This is a genomic window from Cobetia sp. 29-18-1, from assembly GCF_029846405.1.
GTDB lineage: Bacteria > Pseudomonadota > Gammaproteobacteria > Pseudomonadales > Halomonadaceae > Cobetia > Cobetia amphilecti.
Map to the genome: position 1 here is coordinate 331,146 of NZ_JARWKS010000001.1, position 19,387 is coordinate 350,532.

16 protein-coding genes are annotated in these 19,387 nt (G+C 64.9%); 8 read left to right on the forward strand and 8 right to left on the reverse strand.

Annotated features, from left to right (window positions below):
* The first annotated feature begins 2 nt into the window (after window positions 1–2).
* From recD to QD208_RS01365, 4 genes are all read left to right on the forward strand, one after another.
* The gene (gene recD, locus QD208_RS01350; RefSeq protein WP_279835371.1) at window positions 3–2,135 is read left to right on the forward strand and encodes an exodeoxyribonuclease V subunit alpha; all 2,133 of its coding nucleotides are present in this window, start codon (window positions 3–5) and stop codon (window positions 2,133–2,135) included.
* Window positions 2,136–2,247: 112 nt separating this feature from the next.
* A complete protein-coding gene (gene nosP, locus QD208_RS01355) occupies window positions 2,248–3,438 on the forward strand; it encodes a nitric oxide-sensing protein NosP (protein ID WP_279835460.1) in 1,191 nt (396 codons plus the stop codon).
* Complete coding sequence (locus QD208_RS01360; protein ID WP_279835373.1) at window positions 3,428–4,930, forward strand: hybrid sensor histidine kinase/response regulator; 1,503 nt, start codon at window positions 3,428–3,430, stop codon at window positions 4,928–4,930. The genes nosP and QD208_RS01360 overlap by 11 nt, the downstream gene beginning before the upstream one ends.
* 226 nt (window positions 4,931–5,156) lie before the next feature.
* Window positions 5,157–6,473 carry an Nramp family divalent metal transporter gene (locus tag QD208_RS01365; RefSeq protein WP_279835374.1) on the forward strand — a complete coding sequence of 439 codons (1,317 nt, stop codon included), beginning with the start codon at window positions 5,157–5,159 and terminating at the stop codon, window positions 6,471–6,473.
* Between the two features lie 89 nt (window positions 6,474–6,562).
* Here the strand turns inward: QD208_RS01365 and QD208_RS01370 are convergent, their stop codons facing one another.
* Window positions 6,563–7,372: a response regulator transcription factor gene (locus QD208_RS01370; RefSeq protein ID WP_279835375.1), complete on the reverse strand. Its 810-nt coding sequence runs from the start codon at window positions 7,370–7,372 to the stop codon at window positions 6,563–6,565.
* 454 nt (window positions 7,373–7,826) lie between these two features.
* On the opposite strand from QD208_RS01370, the gene QD208_RS01375 reads away from it, so the two are divergent.
* Together QD208_RS01375 and adhP are read left to right on the forward strand one after the other, a co-directional pair.
* Window positions 7,827–9,347, forward strand: coding sequence for an aldehyde dehydrogenase family protein (locus tag QD208_RS01375; RefSeq protein WP_043333120.1), 1,521 nt, complete (start codon window positions 7,827–7,829; stop codon window positions 9,345–9,347).
* A 318-nt stretch (window positions 9,348–9,665) separates the two neighbouring features.
* The gene (gene adhP, locus QD208_RS01380; protein WP_215823830.1) at window positions 9,666–10,694 is read left to right on the forward strand and encodes an alcohol dehydrogenase AdhP; all 1,029 of its coding nucleotides are present in this window, start codon (window positions 9,666–9,668) and stop codon (window positions 10,692–10,694) included.
* 174 nt (window positions 10,695–10,868) lie between these two features.
* On the opposite strand, the gene QD208_RS01385 is transcribed toward adhP, so the two are convergent.
* From QD208_RS01385 to QD208_RS01400, 4 genes are all read right to left on the reverse strand, one after another.
* Window positions 10,869–11,360, reverse strand: coding sequence for a pyridoxamine 5'-phosphate oxidase family protein (locus tag QD208_RS01385; protein WP_054555360.1), 492 nt, complete (start codon window positions 11,358–11,360; stop codon window positions 10,869–10,871).
* Window positions 11,361–11,551: 191 nt separating this feature from the next.
* Window positions 11,552–12,043 carry a CreA family protein gene (locus tag QD208_RS01390; protein WP_131431280.1) on the reverse strand — a complete coding sequence of 164 codons (492 nt, stop codon included), beginning with the start codon at window positions 12,041–12,043 and terminating at the stop codon, window positions 11,552–11,554.
* A gap of 132 nt (window positions 12,044–12,175) precedes the next feature.
* Complete coding sequence (locus tag QD208_RS01395) at window positions 12,176–12,517, reverse strand: DOPA 4,5-dioxygenase family protein (protein WP_043333117.1); 342 nt, start codon at window positions 12,515–12,517, stop codon at window positions 12,176–12,178.
* A 115-nt stretch (window positions 12,518–12,632) separates the two neighbouring features.
* Complete coding sequence (locus tag QD208_RS01400; protein WP_279835378.1) at window positions 12,633–13,403, reverse strand: sulfite exporter TauE/SafE family protein; 771 nt, start codon at window positions 13,401–13,403, stop codon at window positions 12,633–12,635.
* 233 nt (window positions 13,404–13,636) lie between these two features.
* Between QD208_RS01400 and QD208_RS01405 the strand changes: the two genes are divergently transcribed.
* A complete protein-coding gene (locus QD208_RS01405; RefSeq protein ID WP_216060074.1) occupies window positions 13,637–14,662 on the forward strand; it encodes a succinylglutamate desuccinylase/aspartoacylase family protein in 1,026 nt (341 codons plus the stop codon).
* A 124-nt stretch (window positions 14,663–14,786) separates the two neighbouring features.
* Here QD208_RS01405 and QD208_RS01410 read toward each other — a convergent pair whose 3' ends face one another.
* The 3 genes from QD208_RS01410 to QD208_RS01420 all read right to left on the reverse strand — a co-directional run bounded on the left by QD208_RS01410 (window position 14,787) and on the right by QD208_RS01420 (window position 18,416).
* Window positions 14,787–16,184 carry a peptide MFS transporter gene (locus QD208_RS01410; RefSeq protein WP_279835379.1) on the reverse strand — a complete coding sequence of 466 codons (1,398 nt, stop codon included), beginning with the start codon at window positions 16,182–16,184 and terminating at the stop codon, window positions 14,787–14,789.
* A 458-nt stretch (window positions 16,185–16,642) separates the two neighbouring features.
* On the reverse strand, window positions 16,643–17,650 hold the full coding sequence (gene dusA / locus QD208_RS01415; RefSeq protein ID WP_279835381.1) for a tRNA dihydrouridine(20/20a) synthase DusA: 1,008 nt from the start codon (window positions 17,648–17,650) through the stop codon (window positions 16,643–16,645).
* 148 nt (window positions 17,651–17,798) lie between these two features.
* Window positions 17,799–18,416 carry a helix-turn-helix domain containing protein gene (locus QD208_RS01420; RefSeq protein ID WP_279835382.1) on the reverse strand — a complete coding sequence of 206 codons (618 nt, stop codon included), beginning with the start codon at window positions 18,414–18,416 and terminating at the stop codon, window positions 17,799–17,801.
* Between the two features lie 297 nt (window positions 18,417–18,713).
* On the opposite strand from QD208_RS01420, the gene QD208_RS01425 reads away from it, so the two are divergent.
* Window positions 18,714–19,268 carry a carboxymuconolactone decarboxylase family protein gene (locus QD208_RS01425; RefSeq protein WP_213113502.1) on the forward strand — a complete coding sequence of 185 codons (555 nt, stop codon included), beginning with the start codon at window positions 18,714–18,716 and terminating at the stop codon, window positions 19,266–19,268.
* The last annotated feature ends 119 nt before the right edge of the window (window positions 19,269–19,387 follow it).

Below are 19,387 nucleotides of genomic sequence, written 5' to 3' on the forward strand. Positions count from 1 at the left end.
CCATGTCTGTGCCAACGCAGCAGCTCAGCGCTGCCCCTGACGCCCCGACTGCCGACACCCTGCTCGCCACGCTCGGACTGTGGGTGGAGCTGGGCTGGCTTAGGCGCGTCGATGCCCATCTGGTGCGCTTCATGGCGCGCCATGTGCCGGAGGCCCCGGCCAGCGTGCTGCTGGCGGCCGCGTTGGCCAGCCACCAGCTGGGGCGCGGGCATGTGTGCCTGTCGCTGTCGCGGGCGCTGGCCGAGCCACGCGCGACCCTGTCGCTGCCGCCGCTGGAGCAGTCCGAGGCGCATCTGGCCGAGGTCAGCGTGGCCCTGCCGGAAGCCTTCCTGGCGGATCTCGATGCCGGGCGCTGGGCCGAGCAACTGGCGGCATCGCGGCTGGTCAGCGTGCTGGCGCAGGCCGATTCCCCGGCAGGCCATCTACCGCTGCGCCCGCTGGTGCTGGTGGGCGAGCGCCTCTACCTGCGCCGTTACTGGCAGGCCGAGCGTGAAGTCGCGGCGGGGCTGCGTGCGCGGATGGGGCCGAGCGAGGAGGGCGAGGCGCGGGTCAGCGATGCGCTGGGCGAGCGTCTGCGCGAGCTGTTCGCCAGCAATCAGCCGGACCCGCACGGCGAGCCGGACTGGCAGAAGCTGGCCTGTGCCCTGGCGTTGCGTCAGCGCCTGACGGTGATCTCCGGCGGCCCCGGCACCGGCAAGACCACCACCGTCACGCGCCTGTTGGCGCTGTTGCAGGCTCAGGCGCTGGCGGGTGGGACTGACGGTGTAGAGGGCGAGCTGGAGAGCGAAGAGACAGCCCAATCGCACGAGCGGCGGGCGCTGGATATCCGCCTGGTCGCCCCGACCGGCAAGGCGGCGGCGCGGCTGTCGGAGTCGATCCGGGGGGCGGTGGCGAAGCTCGAGGTGCCAGACGCGGTACGCGCCGCCATCCCGCGCGAGGCAAGCACTGTGCACCGCCTGCTGGGCGCACGTCCGGATTCGCGCCACTTCCGCCATCACGCCGGTAACCCGCTGGCGCTGGATCTGCTGGTGGTGGACGAGGCCTCGATGGTCGATCTCGATCTGATGGCCGCACTGCTCGGCGCGCTGCCCGCCCACGCCCGCCTGATTCTGCTCGGCGACAAGGACCAGCTGGCCTCGGTGGAAGCCGGCGCCGTGCTGGGCGATCTCTGCGAGCATGCGCTGCCGCCGCGCTATTCACCGGCGCTGTGTGAAGATCTCACTCGCCTGACCGGCGAAACGCTGGAGCAGGCCATCGCCGTGCCTGATGGCCAGGACTTGGAGGAAACATCAGCGACGCGCGGCCGACTCGCCGATCACGTGGTGGTGCTGCAGAAGAGCTATCGCTTCTCTGCCGACAGTGGCATCGGCGCGCTGGCACGCGCCAGCAACGCCGGTGATCGTCAGGCGCTGCGCGAGGTCTGGAAGGCCGGTTATCGCGACATCGCCTGGCTCAAGCTCAGTGGCCCGGAGGACCGCGATCTCGAGAAGCTGGTAGTCAACGGCTACCGCCCGGCGCTGGAGGCCGTGCGTGAGCGGCGTCCGGCGCGTGAGGTGATCGACCTGCTGCTCGAGTTCCAGCTGCTGTGCGCGCTGCGCCGTGGCCCCTACGGCGTCGATGGCCTCAACCAGCGCGTGGCGCGAGTGCTGATGCGGCGCGGCCTGATCGCCGACGAGCGCGGCTGGTACGCCGGTCGCCCGGTGATGGTGACGCGCAACGACCGCGCACTGGGGCTCTACAACGGCGATGTCGGCATCACCCTGCCGGACCCCGCCGCCGGCGGGCGTCTGCGTGTGTTCTTCCCGGTCGAGGAGGAGGCGACGCCAGACACCGAGCGTGACGGGCAGGACACCGACATCCAGCGCTTTCACCGTGGCGTGCGCGCGGTATTGCCGTCACGCCTCGAGGCGGTGGAGACCGTCTTCGCGATGACGGTCCACAAGTCGCAGGGTTCCGAGTTCCGCCATGTGTTATTCGTGTTGCCTGAGGGCGCCAACCCGATTCTGACCCGCGAGCTGGTCTACACCGGCATCACGCGGGCCAAGTCGCGGGTCACGCTGGCGGGAACCCGCCGCGAGACGCTGGAAGGCGCCATTGAACGACGCGTGGTGAGAGCCAGCGGGCTGGTGCTCTAGGCCGGACACTGACGGATGATCGTCGTCTCCGGCTCCGCCGCGCTCGACGGGAGGAGGGGACATGACGGATGTCAGCAGTCGCGTGAAGGAAAGGGCGCAGCCACAGAGCGAGATGCATACCGTGCCGCTGGCCACGGCGGCCAGCCAGCTCAAGGACCCACAGGCGGCGGTGGCTGAGCTTGCCCGAACGCTTGATCTGGCGCTGGGAAGTCGTGAGCGGCTCGGCGGGGTGCTGTTCTTCTGCTCGGCGGATTATCCGCTGGCGGCACTGGGCCAGGCGCTGGCCGCCACCTTCGGCGAGGTGCCGGTGAGCGGCTGCACCACCGCCGGCGAGATCACGCCCGCGGGCTATGCGCGCGGCTCCATCACCGCCATCGGCCTTGCGCGCAGTGACTTCGCGCTGGCGCAGGTGCTGATCGATGATCTGAGCGGTTTCGATCTTCCGCGTGCCCAGGCGCTGAGTGACGAGCTGCTGGCACGCTGTCGCGAGCAGGCCGTGGCGCCGGTGATGGGCAACAGCTTCGCGTTGACGTTGCTCGACGGGCTCTCGAGCAGCGAGGAGCAGGTGCTGGCGACGCTGGATGCGGCGCTGGGCAGCATCCCCGCCTTCGGTGGCTCCGCCGGGGATGACAATCGCCTGTCGCACACCTATGTCTACGCCGATGGCGTCTTCCATGATCAGGCGGCGGTCGTGGTGGTGGTCAATACGCGGCTGCCGTTCGAGGTCATCAGCACCCATCACCTCACGCCGCTGGCCGACAAGCTGGTGGTGACGGCGGTGGATCGCGATTCGCGCCGCGTGCTGGAGCTGAATGCCGAGCCCGCCGCCGAGGAGTACGCCAGGCTGGCAGGCGTCGCGCCCGAGGCGCTGGAGGAGGCGGTCTTCGCGCGTTGCCCGCTGGCGGTGCGCATCGGCGAGTCGCATTACGTGCGCTCCATCCAGCGCGTGAATGATGATGCCAGCCTGAGTTTCTACTGCGCGGTGGAGACCGGCATCGTGCTCACCGCCATGCAGGCCACGCCGATTCTCGAGCAGCTCGAGCAGCGCCTGGCCGAGGTGGAGGCGCGCCTGGGACCGCCCGCGCTGACCATCGGCTGCGACTGCTTTCTGCGGCGCATGGAGATCGAGGCGCTGGCACTGGAGGATGAGGCTTCACGCATGCTCAGGCGGCACCGGGTGATCGGCTTCAATACCTACGGTGAGCAGCATCACGGCATGCACATCAACCAGACCTTCACCGGCGTGGTGATCGGCCAGCGCCGCTCGGTTGCCGACGGCACGGGAGGACAGGATGTCGCCTGATACGCCGCTGACCGAACAGGGCTTTCTGAGCGAGCCGGACGCTCTGACTCAGACGGACGCTCAAAGCGCCGAACTCGCCGCCCTCAAGGCACGCAATCGCCAGCTGGAGAAGATCAACGCCGCCCTGATCGAGCGGGTCGAATCCAGCAGTCCTTCACCGAGCGCGCCCTACGCCGCCTTCGAACATGCGGTGCTGCTGGCGGATCAGGTGCGCGAGCGCACCGATGCCCTGCATCGCACCCTCGATGAGCTGGGGGCACTCAATCGACGCCTCACCGCCGCCAAGGCCGCCGCCGAGGCGGCCAATCACTCCAAGACCCGCTTTCTCGCCGCCATCAGCCATGACCTGCTGCAACCCCTGAATGCCGCCCGGCTATTCGCCAGCGCCCTGGAAGAGCAACTGGCGCGGCTGGCGCTGGATACTTCCCTGCCAGGCGATGCCATTTCTGACGTCACGCCGGGCGACGCTTCGCAGGGCGTCTCCACGCCCGGCGAGCTGGTGGCGCGGCTGGGACGCTCGCTGGCAGATGTCGAGAGTCTGCTGGGCACGCTGGTCGATATCTCGCGGCTGGATGCCGGCGTGCTGACGGCGGATGTCGCAGTCTTCCCGGTGCGTGAACTTCTGGATGTGCTCGCCGAGGAATATCGTCAACTGGGCGCTGCCCGTGGGCTCGAGCTGCATTACGTGGCCAGTCATCTGAGCATCGAGTCGGACCTGCAATTGCTGGCGCGGGTGGTGCGCAACTTTCTTAGCAATGCGCTGCGCCATGTGCCGGATGGCTCGACGCGCGGGCGAGTGCTGCTGGGGTGTCGGCGTCGCGGTGACTGGCTGGAGATCACCGTGGCCGACAACGGCCCCGGCATCGCCGAGCATCAGCGCGAGGTGGTCTTCCAGGAATTCCGACGCCTGGCGCCGCGCCAGGACAACGAGCAACGCGGCCTCGGGCTGGGGCTGGCGATCGTCAAGCGCATCACCGGCCTGCTGGAGCACCCCCTGTCGCTGACCAGCACGCCGGGGCGCGGCGCCGCCTTCGCGGTCCGCGTGCCGATTCGGCAGCCTGCCAGTGTGGAGGGGCCAGCGGTTGACGCGACTTCTCCCGGCCAGCCTTGCGCGTCACCGCTCGCGCAGCCACTGCTCGATACCGTTATCTGGGTGGTCGAGGATGATCGGGAGGTGTGTGCCGGCATGCAGTCATTGCTCGGGGGCTGGGGCGCGAGTGTTTACTGCGCCGATGATGCCGAGGTGCTGTTGCAGCAGGCCGTGGCCGCGCCGCAGGTCTTGATCGTCGATCATCAGCTGGGCGAAGGGCAGCCCGATGGCCTCAAGCAGGCGCAACGCCTGCAACAACGCTGGCCGGGCTTGCCGGTGGTGGTGATCAGTGCGGACCACTCGGCGCCGCTCAAGGCCAGGGCGCGTGCGCTCGGTTTCGGGTTTCTGCTCAAGCCGGTCAAGCCGCTGCGTCTGCGCCAGTTGCTGGTCAATCGTCGCTAGCCGCTTACAGAAGTGCTGAAAGAGATGCTGGAAAGGGGGAAGGCAAAGACAGTGGCAAATAGGCGTCCGCCACGGGGGTGATTGAAGGAGCCTATTGAGTATCACGCTTATTTTTAATGAGAATCAATGGCATTTGGAGTGTAAGCTGATCACATAGCCTCCCGCATATTTCTTTATCTGTTCGCGGGTCATTGATCTGGCAGGTTTTCCCCCCATGCTGAATGTCATGTCCGATAAATCCGTACGTCATGCCGCAAGCATGTCACTGGGCAGCGAAGGCGACGCCTCTGCTGCCGGTAGTGCGCACACAGCTTCCCCTGTCCGCCTCGCTGGCCGCCTGCGCCGCGCCTTGCCATTCCTCGGCCCGGCGATGATCGCCGCCGTGGCCTATATCGACCCGGGCAACTTCGCGACCAACATCGAGGCCGGCTCCCACTATGGCTACACCCTGCTGTGGGTGGTGCTGTGGGCCAACCTGATGGCGATGTTGATCCAGACCCTGTCCGCGCGGCTGGGGCTGGCGACCGGCAAGAATCTGGCCGAGGTCATCCGTGAACGCTTCCCGCGTCCGGTGGTGTGGGCCTTCTGGGTGCAGGCGGAGATCGTCGCCATCGCGACAGATCTGGCCGAATTCCTGGGGGCGGCGCTAGCCTTCAATCTGCTGTTCGGGCTCAGCATGCTGGAAGGGGCGCTGCTGACCGGCGCCATCACCTATGCGGTGCTGGTGATGCAGCGTTTCGGCTTCCGCATGATGGAAATGATCATCGGCGCGATGATTCTGGCGGTCTCGGCGGGTTTCCTGCTCGAGATCATTCTCAGTCGTCCGCCGGTGGAGCCGATCATCTACGGTCTGCTGACCCCGAACTTCCCGGATAGCCATGCCATCTTCCTGGCGGCCGGTATCCTCGGTGCCACCGTGATGCCCCACGTCATCTACCTGCATTCCGCACTGTCCCAGAATCGCATCCGGGTGCGTGACAGCGGTCAGCGTCGTCGCGTGATGGGCTACTACCGGCTGGATGTCATCATCGGCATGGCGCTGGCGGGGCTGATCAACATGGCGATGCTGGTGCTGGCCGCCAAGGTCTTCCACGGCAACGGCGAGACCGGCGTGGCCTCCATCACCGAGAGCTACAAGCTGCTGTCGCCGCTGATGGGTCAGGATGCGGCGAGTCTCATCTTCGGCTTCACGCTGCTGCTGGCGGGGCTGTCCTCGTCCATCGTCGGCACCCTGTCCGGTCAGGTGGTGATGCAGGGCTTCGTCAACTTCCGCATCCCGATGTGGCTGCGCCGCGTGATCACCATGGCGCCCGCCATCGCCATCATCCTGATGGAGTTGCCGGAGCAGCAGGTGCTGGTCGCAAGCCAGGTGGTACTCAGCTTCGGGATTCCCTTTGCGCTGGTGCCGCTGTTGATATTCACCGCCAACCGCCGCCTGATGGGAGACCTGGTCAATCGTCACTGGGTGACGGCCATCGGGGTGCTGGTCGCGGCGATCATCATCCTGCTCAATGGCTATGTGCTGGTCGGCGAGCTGATGTAGGCTCCATGCTTTACGCCCCAGTTCCCATGCCCCTGTGAGAGGTAAAAGCCCTGCCGGTGGCAGGCCCTCGCAACGCCCCGCTGTGTGCCTCATTCGTGAGCGCCCCGGCGGGGCGTTGCGCGTTGTGGAGAGGCAGGGGGCGCACTCGCGCCTGACACGGCAGGCAGGGCGTGGCTGGCCAGCAGAATCGCCTGTACCCGGCTGGCCACCCCCAGCTTGTGCAGGATGGCGGAGACATGCGACTTGACGGTGGTCTCCGCCACGCCCAGCTGCCAGGCGATCATCTTGTTGGATTCGCCCAGCACCATGCGCTCCAGCACGCCGCGCTGCTTGGTGGTGAGGGTCTGCCAGCGCTGCGCGAATTCCGCCTCGCTGAGGCTCGTCGCGAGTTGAGGCGCTGGCGATGGCGCTGGGGCCGATGCCGAGGCTGATGAGGGTGAGGGTGAGGAAGCCGCCTGGCTCGCCAGCGCCGGGCGCGGGGCGGCGCGCATCAGGCGGGCGGGCACATAGACCTCACCGGCCAGCATGCGCGCAAGCGCCTCGCGCAATACCTCCGCCGAGCTCGACTTGGAGAGATAGCCGACCGCGCCGAGTGCCAAGGCTTCCAGCACCGTCTCGCGTGCCTCGTGGGCAGAGAGAATCGCTACCGGCAGCCAGTCTGCTTCCTGGCGCAAGCGCGTCAGGCCTTCCAGGCCGTGGCTATCGGGCAGGTCGAGATCCAGCAGCAGCAGGTCGAGGCTATCGGCATGCACGTCGATGAGGCTGAGCGTCTCGGCGAGACTGGCGGCCTGCAGCAGCTCGTAGGGCGGCGTGGGGTCATCGGCGACGCTCAGGCTCAGGGTACGACTGATGGCATCACGGAACAGCGGATGGTCATCCGCGATCAACAGACGGTACATGGAGGCTCCTGGCCGGTGGCGGGCGATATCCTGAGCATGACGATCCTGATCATGACCTTGCTGATCATGACCTTGCTGATCATAGCTACCCTGAGCATAACGTCATGGCGTGGTGTCGTGCCTTGCGGCCTTCGCGGTATGGCGGCGTTCGTTTCTCCTTCCTTTTCTCCTCCCAAGGGATGAGACGGTCTCCGCCCATGGGGGCATGTCGCGATTGGCGCCGGTGGTCAAGACTGTGAGAGTCGCCTGATCAAGTACCGCTTGATAGAGCGGGCAGCGGGTCAACGCCAATGGGGCCACTGAAGTAGAGCCAACCCAGGCGTTTCGCTGACACGACAACGACTTTTCAGCAACGACAACGATTTTTCAGTAACGACAACGACTGTGCAGCAATGACAACAACAGGCCGTCGATCACGAGCGCCACTCGTGAATCCGGCCAACAGGAGTTCGCCATGATCTACGCCTCCCCGGGCAGCGCCGATGCGCTGGTCACGTTCAAGGATATCTACGGCAACTATATCGGCGGTCGCTTCGTCGAGCCGGTGAAGGGTGAGTACTTCGACAATGTCAGCCCGGTGACGGGCGAGGCCTTCTGCCGTATCCCGCGTTCGAGTGCGGAGGATATCGACCTCGCGCTGGACGCCGCCCACAAGGCAGCCGCTGCCTGGGGCAAGACCTCGGTGCAGGAGCGCTCCAACATCCTGCTCAAGATCGCGGATCGCATCGAGCAGAACCTCGAGATGCTGGCCGTCGCCGAGACCTGGGACAACGGCAAGGCGGTGCGCGAGACGCTCAACGCCGATATCCCGCTGGCGGCGGATCACTTCCGTTACTTCGCCGGTTGCCTGCGCTCCCAGGAAGGCACCGCGGCGGATATCGATGCCAATACCGTTTCCTACCACTTCCATGAGCCGCTGGGCGTGGTCGGGCAGATCATCCCGTGGAACTTCCCGATCCTGATGGCGGCCTGGAAGCTCGGCCCGGCGCTGGCGGCCGGCAACTGCGTGGTGCTCAAGCCGGCGGAGCAGACCCCGGCCTCGATTCTGGTGCTCGCGGAGCTGATCAATGACCTGCTGCCGGCGGGCGTGCTCAATATCGTCAATGGCTACGGGGCCGAGGCCGGTCAGGCGCTGGCCACCAGCAAGCGCATCGCCAAGATCGCCTTCACCGGCTCCACCCCCGTGGGCTCGCACATTCTCAAGTGCGCCGCCGACAGCATCATCCCCTCCACGGTGGAGCTGGGCGGCAAGTCGCCCAACATCTACTTCGCCGACATCATGAATGCCGAACCCGAGTTCATCGACAAGGCCGCCGAAGGCCTGGTGCTGGCGTTCTTCAATCAGGGCGAGGTATGCACCTGCCCGTCACGCGCCCTGATCCAGGAAAGCATCTACGACGACTTCATGGCCCGGGTGATGGAGCGCGTGAAGACCATCAAGCGCGGCAACCCGCTGGACACCGACGTACAGGTCGGCGCCCAGGCTTCCCGCGAGCAGTTCGACAAGATCATGTCCTACATGGATGTCGCCCGCGAGGAAGGCGCCGAGGTGCTCACCGGCGGCAGCAGCGAGCAGCTGGAGAACGAGCTGGCCAACGGCTATTACATCCAGCCGACCCTGCTCAAGGGCAACAACTCGATGCGTGTCTTCCAGGAGGAGATCTTCGGGCCGGTGGTGGCCGTCACCACCTTCCGTGACGAGGCCGAGGCACTGGCCATCGCCAATGACACCGAATTCGGTCTCGGCGCCGGTGTCTGGAGCCGCGACATGAACGTCGCCTTCCGCATGGGGCGCGGCATCCAGGCCGGTCGCGTGTGGACCAACTGCTACCACCAGTATCCCGCCCATGCCGCCTTCGGTGGCTACAAGAAATCCGGTGTCGGTCGCGAGACCCACAAGATGGCACTGGAGCACTACCAGCAGACCAAGAACCTGCTGGTCAGCTACGACATCAATCCGCTCGGCTTCTTCTAGGCCTGACTGGCAGCGCCACCGCGACTGGTGGTGCTGCATGCCTCCCGCGATTCTCGCTTGAGAAAATGACAACGATGCCCGCGCCAGATCCGATTGCTTGATCTGGCGCAGGGCAGGGAGCGCTGCGTCCGGTTTCAATGGAGAGGCAAGCTTTGCACTGGTATGAGCGCAGGCTCGGGCGCTGGAAAAACGCTGGCATGGGCGCTGGCGCATGCAGGCGCAAGCCCACACTCTCCACCGCAACTCTGCTGGTTCGTCTGTCTTGAATGTCCGTCTTTCTTGAATGTTCGTCAGTCTTCAATGGATGAGGAGTACGTCATGGATAACAGCATGAAAGCCGCCGTGGTACGTGAATTCGGTGCACCGCTGGTGATCGAGGAGGTCGCGGTACCGCGCCCGGGACGTGGCGAGATTCTGGTCGAGGTCGCCGCCTCCGGGGTCTGTCATACCGACCTGCACGCCGCGCATGGCGACTGGCCGGTGAAACCCAATCCGCCGTTCATTCCCGGCCATGAAGGCGTCGGCACCATCGCTGCGGTGGGCGAGGGCGTCACCCACGTCAAGGAAGGCGACCGTGTCGGGGTGCCCTGGCTCTACTCGGCCTGCGGACACTGCGAGCATTGTCTGGGCGGTTGGGAGACGCTGTGCGAGAGCCAGCAGAATACCGGCTACTCGGTGAATGGCGGCTTTGCCCAGTTCACGCTGGCGGACGCCGGCTATGTCGGCCGCCTGCCGGACAGCGTGGGCTTCGTGGAGATCGCGCCGGTGCTGTGCGCCGGGGTCACGGTCTACAAGGGCCTCAAGATGACCGACACCCGCCCCGGACAGTGGGTGGTGATCTCGGGCATCGGCGGGCTGGGACACATGGCGGTGCAGTATGCGCGTGCCATGGGTCTGAACGTGGCGGCGGTGGATGTGGATGATGCCAAGCTGGAACTGGCCCGCCGTCTGGGCGCGACCGTGACCGTCAATGCCATGAAGGAAGACCCGGCGAGCGTCATCAAGCGCGACATCGGCGGCGCGCATGGGGCGCTGGTGACGGCGGTGTCGCCCAAGGCCTTCGATCAGGCCCAGAACATGCTGCGCCGTGGCGGCACCCTGGTGCTAAACGGCCTGCCGCCGGGCGACTTCCCGCTGCCGATCTTCTCCACCGTGCTCAATGGCATCACGGTGCGTGGCTCCATCGTCGGCACTCGTCAGGACCTGCAGGAGGCGCTGGACTTCGCCGCGGAAGGCAAGGTCGCCGCCACCGTGCAGACCGGCAAACTCGAGGACATCAACGACATCTTCGGGCGCATGATCGACGGCAAGATCGAGGGGCGCATCGTGCTCGACATGAAGGCCTGAGGCGTTCGCTGACCTGAATCCTCACCACCGATGACAGGCCTGCTGGAAACGGCAGGCTGCCAGACACGACAACGCCAGCCCGAGGGCTGGCGTTGTCGTGTCTGGCATGGTCGTGCGCGTTGACTCTCACACGGGCACTGCAAAGAGCTCTCCATGACGAGCTCGGGCTTCTGCTTACACCGTGCCGAATTTCTCGTTCTCGCCCATGTCCGGGGTGTGGTCCTTGTCGAGGTTGGCGCGTGCCACCTCGTAGAGCTGATAGGCCTTGCTCTCCTTGGCCTTCCAGTGCTCGCCGGATTGCACCGAGATCTCCAGCAGGGTGACGTCGGGGTCATCCTTGCCTTCCGGGAACCAGGCGGCCACGAACGGGTTCCAGAACTTGTCGATCAGGCCCTGATCGCGGTGCAGATTGGCATGACCGCTCAGCGACACGTAGACGCCATCATCCTGATCGGAAAAGCTCAGGCAGACCTCGCTGTCCTTCTTGGCCTCAAACACCTTCTCGGCGCTGGCGCGGGTGAAGAACCACAGGGTGCCGTCGTAGTCATCCTGCACCAGGTGCATCGGGCGGGCGTGGGGCATGCCATCGCCTTGCGTCACCAACATGCCGACCTTCACATCCTTGATCAGCTTCCAGATCTTCTGCTTGTGCTCCGGGCTCGACATCGTGTGTCACTCCTTTGCGTCATGCGAATGAAAATCCGGCTGGCTAGCCGTTGCACAAGACCTTGGAGCGACGACCCCCAACTTCAAGGGATGATGGTGAAGCTTTCGCTTGATGAGCCAGCACTTGATGAGCCAGCACTTGATGAGTCGGCGCTTGATCAATCGGGGCTTGATTCAGGCGCCGAGGCGACTCACTGCGCTGCCGGTGCCTGCCAGGCGTCGCTGCCCCACAGCGGCACGCTGCTCAGCGCATGCTTGAAGCTGCCGCTGGTTTCCTTGGTGCTGTAGGCGATATAGAGCAGGCTCTGGGAGTCGCGATCCAGAATGCGACGAATCTTGAGGCTCTTGAGCAGCACGCTCTTGGACTTGCGATAGACCTCCTCGCCACTCTTGGAGGTGTCGATGTCGGCGATCATCTCCGCCGTGATCGGGCCGGTCTGGCGGCAGGCGATGCTCATGTCGGAGGGATCGGAGAAGTCGAGGTCCGCCTCGATGTTGCTCAGGTGACAGGTCACGCCCGGCACCTTGGGGTCGATCAGGCTCTCGATCTTGATGTCCTTGGTGGTGAACAGGCCCAGCGAGACATCCCCGACCTCGTTGTCATCACAGCCGGCCAGCAGCAGGCCTGAGGCCATCACACCCAGCAGGGCAGCACGAGAGGAAAGGCGGCGCAGTCGCGTCATGGGGGAATCCTTGAGTCAGTGGTGTCAGGCGATGATAGCGTGTCAGACCCGCGGTGGGCGTCAACCATTTCCCTGGCCTCAATGCTTGCCGCGGGCTAAATGCTTGCCGCGGGCTAAATGCTTGCCGCGGCCTCACTCGCTGGCGAAGGCAGCGAGATTCAGCGTATGCGAGTTGCCCAGCCACATCACGCCCTGGGTGTGATCGAAGAGGTCATCGCCGGTACCGGCGTGCACGAAGATGTCCAGCGAGCCGCGGTTGAGTGCCAGCCATGGGATGATGCGCCCGAATTCCTCAGGCAGGAAGGACAGCTGACAGCTCCACAGCGGGTGCGGGCCGACCGGCTGCTGATGGAAGCGCCCGACGCGCAGCGTGAAGCGCTGCTCGGCCTGGGCTGCCAGTTCGCGAGCGGCGGCCAGGCTCTGCTCATCGGTGTAATAGAGATGGGCGTGGTAGTAGCTGATGTGGTGTGTCATGGCGTTGTCTCGATCGTTCTCAAGGGGGCTTCCAGCGTTCGGCCTCAAGGGCCGTACCGGGAGTTTTCAATGGCTGGCGGCAGTGGTCGTCAGGCCGTGATGGGGCTTGTGGCCATCAGCCCCAGGCCTTGTAGATCAACTGCACACCCACCAGCGCCATCGCGATGATGATCAGGCGGAAGAACAGCTTCTCGTTGACGCGGGATTGCAGCCACAGGCCGCTTCTGACCCCCGCCCAGGCCACCGGCACCAGCAGCAGCGAGGTGGAGAGGCTGGTGAGGTTGATCTCGCCCAGCGCAACGTAGGGGCCAAGTTTCATCAGGTTCATGCCAGCGAAGATGATCACCGTGGTGGCGATGAAGGTCTCCTTGGGGTGCTGGCGCGGAATCATGTACAGGTTGTAGGGCGGAGCGCCGGCGTGGGCGAAGAAGCTGGTGAATCCGGCGGTGGCCCCGGCAGGAATGGCCAGCCAGCGGGGCAGCGGTTTCCTGGCTGTCGGTTTGAACAGCATATAGGCGGCGAACAGCAGCGAGATGACACCCAGCAGACCGCGAATCATGTTCTCGTCCAGCTCATCGAACAGCACCACGCCCACCGCGATGCCGATGGCGGCGCTGGGCAGGATGATGCGCACCTCCGACCACAGCTGCTTGCCCCACCAGGCGCGAGAGCTCAGGAAGTCCATCACCAGCAACAGCGGCAGCAGGATACCGGCGGCTTCCAGCGGCCCGATGGCCAGCGCCATCAGCGGCACCGAGAGCGAGCCGAAGCCACCGGCGAAGCCGCCCTTGGAGATGCCGGTCAGGTAGGTCGAGAAGATGATCGCGCTCCAGGCCAGCGCAGAGTAATCGGGCAGTGTCAGCAGGGCATCGAGAAAATCGGTCACGGGCATCTCATGTCGAGAGGGCGGGCAAGGTGAGTCGTGAAGGCCCATTGTTGAACAATTCTGCCCGCGCTTCATCCCGACACGCTGCAATGAAGTCTTTCCCTTGGCGCACCAATGCGCTAAAAGGCGCATGTCGCACAGTGTTTTCTTTCGAGACACTGGGTGAGTAGCCTGATCTGGCGGGCATGTCGCAGTGCCTGCCGCTCGTTGGTCGAACAATCTCTGAGGTGGCGATGTCACGCGCTCCATTTGAAATCAGCGGTACCCGCATCGCGCCGGGAACGCGGGCCCAGGTCGATGTGCCTGTCGCCAAGCTCTACACCCATGCGCCGCTGCACATCCCCGTCGAGGTGGTGCATGGCCGCCAGCCCGGCCCGGTGCTGCTGGTGTGCGGTGCCATCCACGGTGACGAGATCAACGGCGTCGAGATCGTGCGGCGGCTGCTCAAGAGTTCCAGCCTCGCGCGGCTGCGCGGCACCCTGATCGCGGTGCCTATCGTCAACGTGTTCGGTTTCGTGCAGCACACGCGCTACCTGCCGGACCGCCGTGACCTCAACCGCTGCTTCCCGGGCAGTGAGAGCGGCTCGCTGGGCTCGCGGGTGGCGGCGCTGTTCCGTGAGCAGATCGCCGATCAGGCCACCCACATCATCGACCTGCACACCGGCGCGATTCATCGCACCAACCTGCCGCAGATCCGCGCCACCATGACGGGCAGTGATGCCACGCGTCAGATGGCGGATGCCTTCGGCGCACCGGTGCTGCTGAATGCCGAGCTGCGCGAGGGCAGTCTGCGTGCCTATGCCAGCGAGCGCGGCGTGCCGGTCATCACCTATGAGGCCGGTGAGGCGCTGCGCTTCGATGAGTGGGCGATTCGCCCGGGGGTCAGCGGCGTGAAGCGCGTGATGCGCTCCATCGGCATGCTGGCCAAGGACCGCGACCGCAAGCCCAGCTCGCGTGCGGTGGAGATGTCCAACGGCTCCAGCTGGGCGCGGGCCTCCATCGATGGCATCGTCCAGAGCCGCGTGGGCCTGGGGGACCGCGTCGAGAAGCATCAGGTGCTGGGCATCGTCGCCGACCCCTTCGGCAACAGCGAAAGCGAGGTGCTGTCACCCGCGGATGGCATCATCATCGGCATGGCCAATCTGCCGCTGGCCAACGAGGGCGAGGCGCTCTACCACGTGGCGCGCTTCCATGCGATCGACGATGCCGAGAGCGCCGTCGACAACTTCCAGCAGCTGTTCGAGCCGGACTCCATCTAGGCGCATCACGCCCCTTTACGCCCCTGTTGCTGGCAGTGATAACGCAAACGCCCCGCTCATTGAGCGGGGCGTTTGCGTTGCAGCAGAGAATCTCGTGGGGTCGAAAACGACAGGCACAGAGCACTCAGCCGTGACTGGTCTGGGTCTCGAGCGGGCCGTCATGACGCGCTTCCGCGCCGTGCATCCAGTCCACCAGCTTGCCGGCGAACACCAGCAACAGCAGGCCGCCGAGCACGCCGGTGATGGCGATGCCACCGAACACGCTCATGGCACCAGCTTCGCCGACCAGCGAGCCGATCATGCCGGCCAGATAGTTGGCCAGCGCCACGAAGGCGAACCAGGCACCCATCATCAGCGCGCCCATGCGCACCGGTGACAGCTTGGTAACCATCGACAGCCCCACCGGCGACAGGCACAGCTCGCCGAGAGTGTGGAAGAAGAAGGCACCGACCAGCCACATCATCGAGGCGCTGCCTGCGGCTTTCTGCTCCAGCACTGCGCCGATCATGCACACGAAGCCGATGCCGAGGGCGATCAGGCCGAAGGCGAACTTGACCGGCGAGCTGGGCTCGCGGTTGTCCATGCGCGTCCACAGACCCGCCAGCAGCGGCGAGAGCAGGATGATGAACAGCGGATTGAGCGACTGGAACCAGGCCGCCGGCACTTCAAAGCCCATCAGCATGCGGTCGGTGTAGTCCTGCGCATACAGCGCCATCAGGCCGCCGCCCTGCTCGAAACCGGCCCAGAACAGGATGGTGAACAGGCCCAGCACCATGATGACCTTGATGCGGTCACGCTCTTCGCGGCTCAGCGGTGTCTTGCGGTTGTTGCTCTTGCTCAGGCGTGCCTCACGCCGGGCGCTGGGTTCGACCCCCAGGTCACCCAGATGGCGCGGCGCGAAGATGAGCTGGATGGCGACCGCCAGCAGCATGCCGATACCGGCCACCAGGAAGCCGGCGTTCCAGCCATAGCCTTCGGCCATGGAACCCGCGACGATGCCCGACAGCAGCGCACCGATGTTGATGCCCATGTAGAAGATGGTGAAGGCGCCATCACGGCGGTGATCGCCCTGTTGATAGAGGTCGCCGACCATCGTGGAGATGTTGGGCTTGAACAGGCCGTTGCCGACGATCAGCAGGCCGAGGCCGACATACAGCAGCATCTCGGGGTCGAGGCCGCTCATGGCCGGCGGCACGGCGAGCACGAATTGCCCGGCCGCCATGATCAGGCCCCCGATCAGGATCGCACGGCGGGCGCCCAGCCAGTTGTCGGCCAGTGCTCCGCCGAACATCGGCGTGATGTATACCAGGCCCGTGAAGATGCCGTACAGCTGCAGGGCGTCGCCCTGATTCCAGCCCAGACTGCCACTGGTGACGGCATCGGTGAGATAGAGCACCAGCAGGGCACGCATGGCGTAGTAGGAGAAGCGTTCCCACAGTTCCGTGGAGAACAGCAGATAGAGTCCGGCCGGATGTCCGAACAGCTCACGGCTGTTGGCTCCGGTAGGGGAGTGTGTGGACATGGAACCTCGAAGGAAGTGTCAGCTGAAGCAGCGCAGCCCGGATGACGGGACTGCATGGACCGGCCCACAGGGCTGCAGAAGAGGACTGTGGAGGAATCGCCGATGACGGAGCAGTTGTGTGGCTGACCTCACGCAAGCATGGCGTGACGATGTCGAGACCGGTTGTTGTCCGTATGGTCAGCCATTCTGCGTGAGATAGCTTTGTCAGACAATCAAACGAAAGTCATGCATGTTATTGGTATTTAAGGGGTTATTAGCTTAGATGGCGACGCAGGGTTGCGTCTGGTGTCACGCCTGCCAGTGCAGTGCCGTCACTTTGCTGACTGCCAAGACGGCGACACCCGGCGCGAGGGCCGGGTGTCGGGGGACTGTTTTTTTGAAAGCGCTGCTCTCAAGAGAGAGGGCAGAAGAGAGAGGGAAGAAGAGGCAGCAGAAGCGGCGCGAGCAGGCCAGCTCGATCAGGCCTGCTCGACCTGTGCCTCGGGCCGATGCTCCGGCACGCGCGCCATGGCATCATCGATGACCTCGATGCCCGCGCCCGGCTTGTGGGCGTTCTCGGAGACATGACGGCGGAACTGGCGGCCGCCCGGCTGCCCCTGGAACAGCCCCAGTAGATGGCGGCTGATGTGGTTGAGGCGCACGCCCTCGGCGAGACGCTTCTCGATGTAGGGGCGGAAGGCACGCAGCGCATCGTGGCGGCTGGTGTGCGGATTCTCGGCCTCGCCGTACAGCTCGCTGTCCACCGTCGCCAGCAACCAGGGGTTGTGGTACGCCTCACGGCCGACCATCACGCTGTCGACGTGCTCCAGCTGCTCGTGCAGTTCGTCCATCAGCTTCAGGCCGCCGTTGATGCCGATATGCAAGGATGGGTGCGCCTGCTTGAGGCGGTGCACGCGGCCATAGTTCAGCGGCGGCACATCGCGGTTCTCCTTCGGCGACAGACCCTGCAGCCACGCCTTGCGCGCATGCACGCTGAAGGTGTCGCAGCCGGCATCGGCCACGGTGGTGATGAAGCGCTCGAGATCGGCGTCCTCATCCTGATCATCGATCCCGATGCGACACTTCACCGTCACCGGAATCTTCACCTGCGCCTGCATCGTCGCCACGCACTTGGCTACCAGCTCCGGATGGCCCATCAGACAGGCACCGATCATGTTGTTCTGCACGCGATCGCTCGGGCAGCCGACATTCAGGTTCACCTCGTCATAGCCCCAGCTCTCGGCGATCGCCGCGCACTCGGCCAGCGCCTGCGGGTCGCTGCCACCCAGCTGCAACGCCAGCGGATGCTCCGTCTCGTCGTGACCGAGGAAGCGCACGCGGTCCGGATTGAACAGCAATGCCCCGGTGGTCACCATCTCCGTGTACAGCAGCGTACGACGGCTCAACACGCGCGCGAAGGCGCGGTAGTCACGGGTCGTCCATTCCATCATCGGCGCAACGGAAAAGGTGCGGTCAATCGGTGTCATCGGCATGGCAGTCATATCGGCTGGTGTGGGAGCAGGGATCGGAGCATCAGGTGCAGGCGCTGTCGAGACAAGCGGGCGGTGATTCTATCAGCTTGTGATGCGAAGCGCCGAGTCAGAGGGAGCCGCGAGCCAATGCGCCGCTCATGGCTCAATGCGTGTTGTTGACCTTCAGCGCCTCGATATCCTGGGCGATGTCTTCGGCGAGCTGGCGGACGGCTTCGCTTTCGCCTTCGCGCTGGGCGTAGGCGCGCAGGCCCATGACTTCGGCTTGCAGGCGACGGCCGAGGCGTTCCGGCTGGTGCGCGGGGCGCTCGGGGTCGATGAGCTCACCGGCGTCGCGGGCGTCCGCGAAGGCCTGGCGGAAGCGGGCTTCCATGTTGGCGAGCAGAATCTCGACCTTGTCGCGGGCGGCCTGTTCGCGCTCGCCGAGTTCCAGCAGGCTCTTGGCCAACATGCAGGCGCGGGACGGCACTTCGCAGTCGCGCAGTCCGCCGAGCTTGCGGATATAGGTGGCGAGGGCGGTCAATGGCGAGTCGTGGCTGGCCATCAGGCTTTCCATCTCGCGCAGGCTGCGCGCGGAATAGCAGTCCAGCGCTTCCTGGAAGAGGCCATCCTTGCTGCCGAAGGTGGCGTAGATGCTGCCGGGACGCATGTCGAGCGCGTGCTCGATATCCTTCAGCGAAGTGGCATGAAAGCCCTTCTGCCAGAAGAGATTGAGCGCCCGTTCGAGGGAATCCTGGCGGTTGTGCAAGGTCGCGCGTGGCATGGCTGTCCTGACGATGGGGCTCGCGAGTGACGCCTGTCTTCGCGCGGATTGGCGAAGCGGGCGGTCTGCAAGGAGCAAGGTATTGAGTGAGTACTCAAGTTTAACTTGAATGATCGCTCAAATCCAGCTAGTGTGTTCCCCGACAACGCAGTGCAGCGGATGGTCAGGCGTTATTTTGAGCGTTTGCTCATATCTTGCCCTGCATCCTCAGGGGCGTTGCTCAAGGCTTCATGCCACTGATTGGCAGCCCGCCCCTGAGGCTCCGCGCATCTCGCTCATCATTCCGAAGGAGTTCTCATGACAGATTTCACGCTGTACACCGCCGACAATGCCCCGCAGGAAAGCAAGCCGCTGCTCGGCAAGTCCGTCGAAGCCTTCGGCATGGTGCCGGGCCTGCACGCCGTGATGGCCGAAGCGCCGGGCCTGCTGGAAGGCTACCAGGTGCTGCACCAGCTGTTCCTCGACAGCAGCTTCGATGATGAAGAGACCACCGTCGTCTGGCAGACCATCAACGTCGAGCACAACTGCCACTACTGTGTGCCGGCGCATACCGGTATCGCCAAGTCGATGAAGGTGGATGACGCCATCATCGAGGCGCTGCGCAACGAGACGCCGCTGCCGACCGAGCGTCTGGAAGCCCTGCGTACCTTCACGCTGGCCGTGGTGCGTGAGCGTGGCTTCGTCGATGACGCTACCGTGCAGACCTTCCTCGATGCCGGTTATACCAAGCGCAATGTGTTGGAAGTGATTCTGGGCCTGTCCCAGAAGGTGATGAGCAACTACACCAATCACCTGGCCGAGACGCCGATCGACGAGCCGTTCAAGAAGTTCGAGTGGCACAAGCAGGGCTGAAGCTGAGGCGAGAAGGCACGGCAAGTGCCTGACTCTCCAATGCTAATGAAAATATTTCTCATTAGTGTTGACGTCTGAGCCTGCGGGTCATATTCTGGGGTCATCGCTTCCCCGCCATG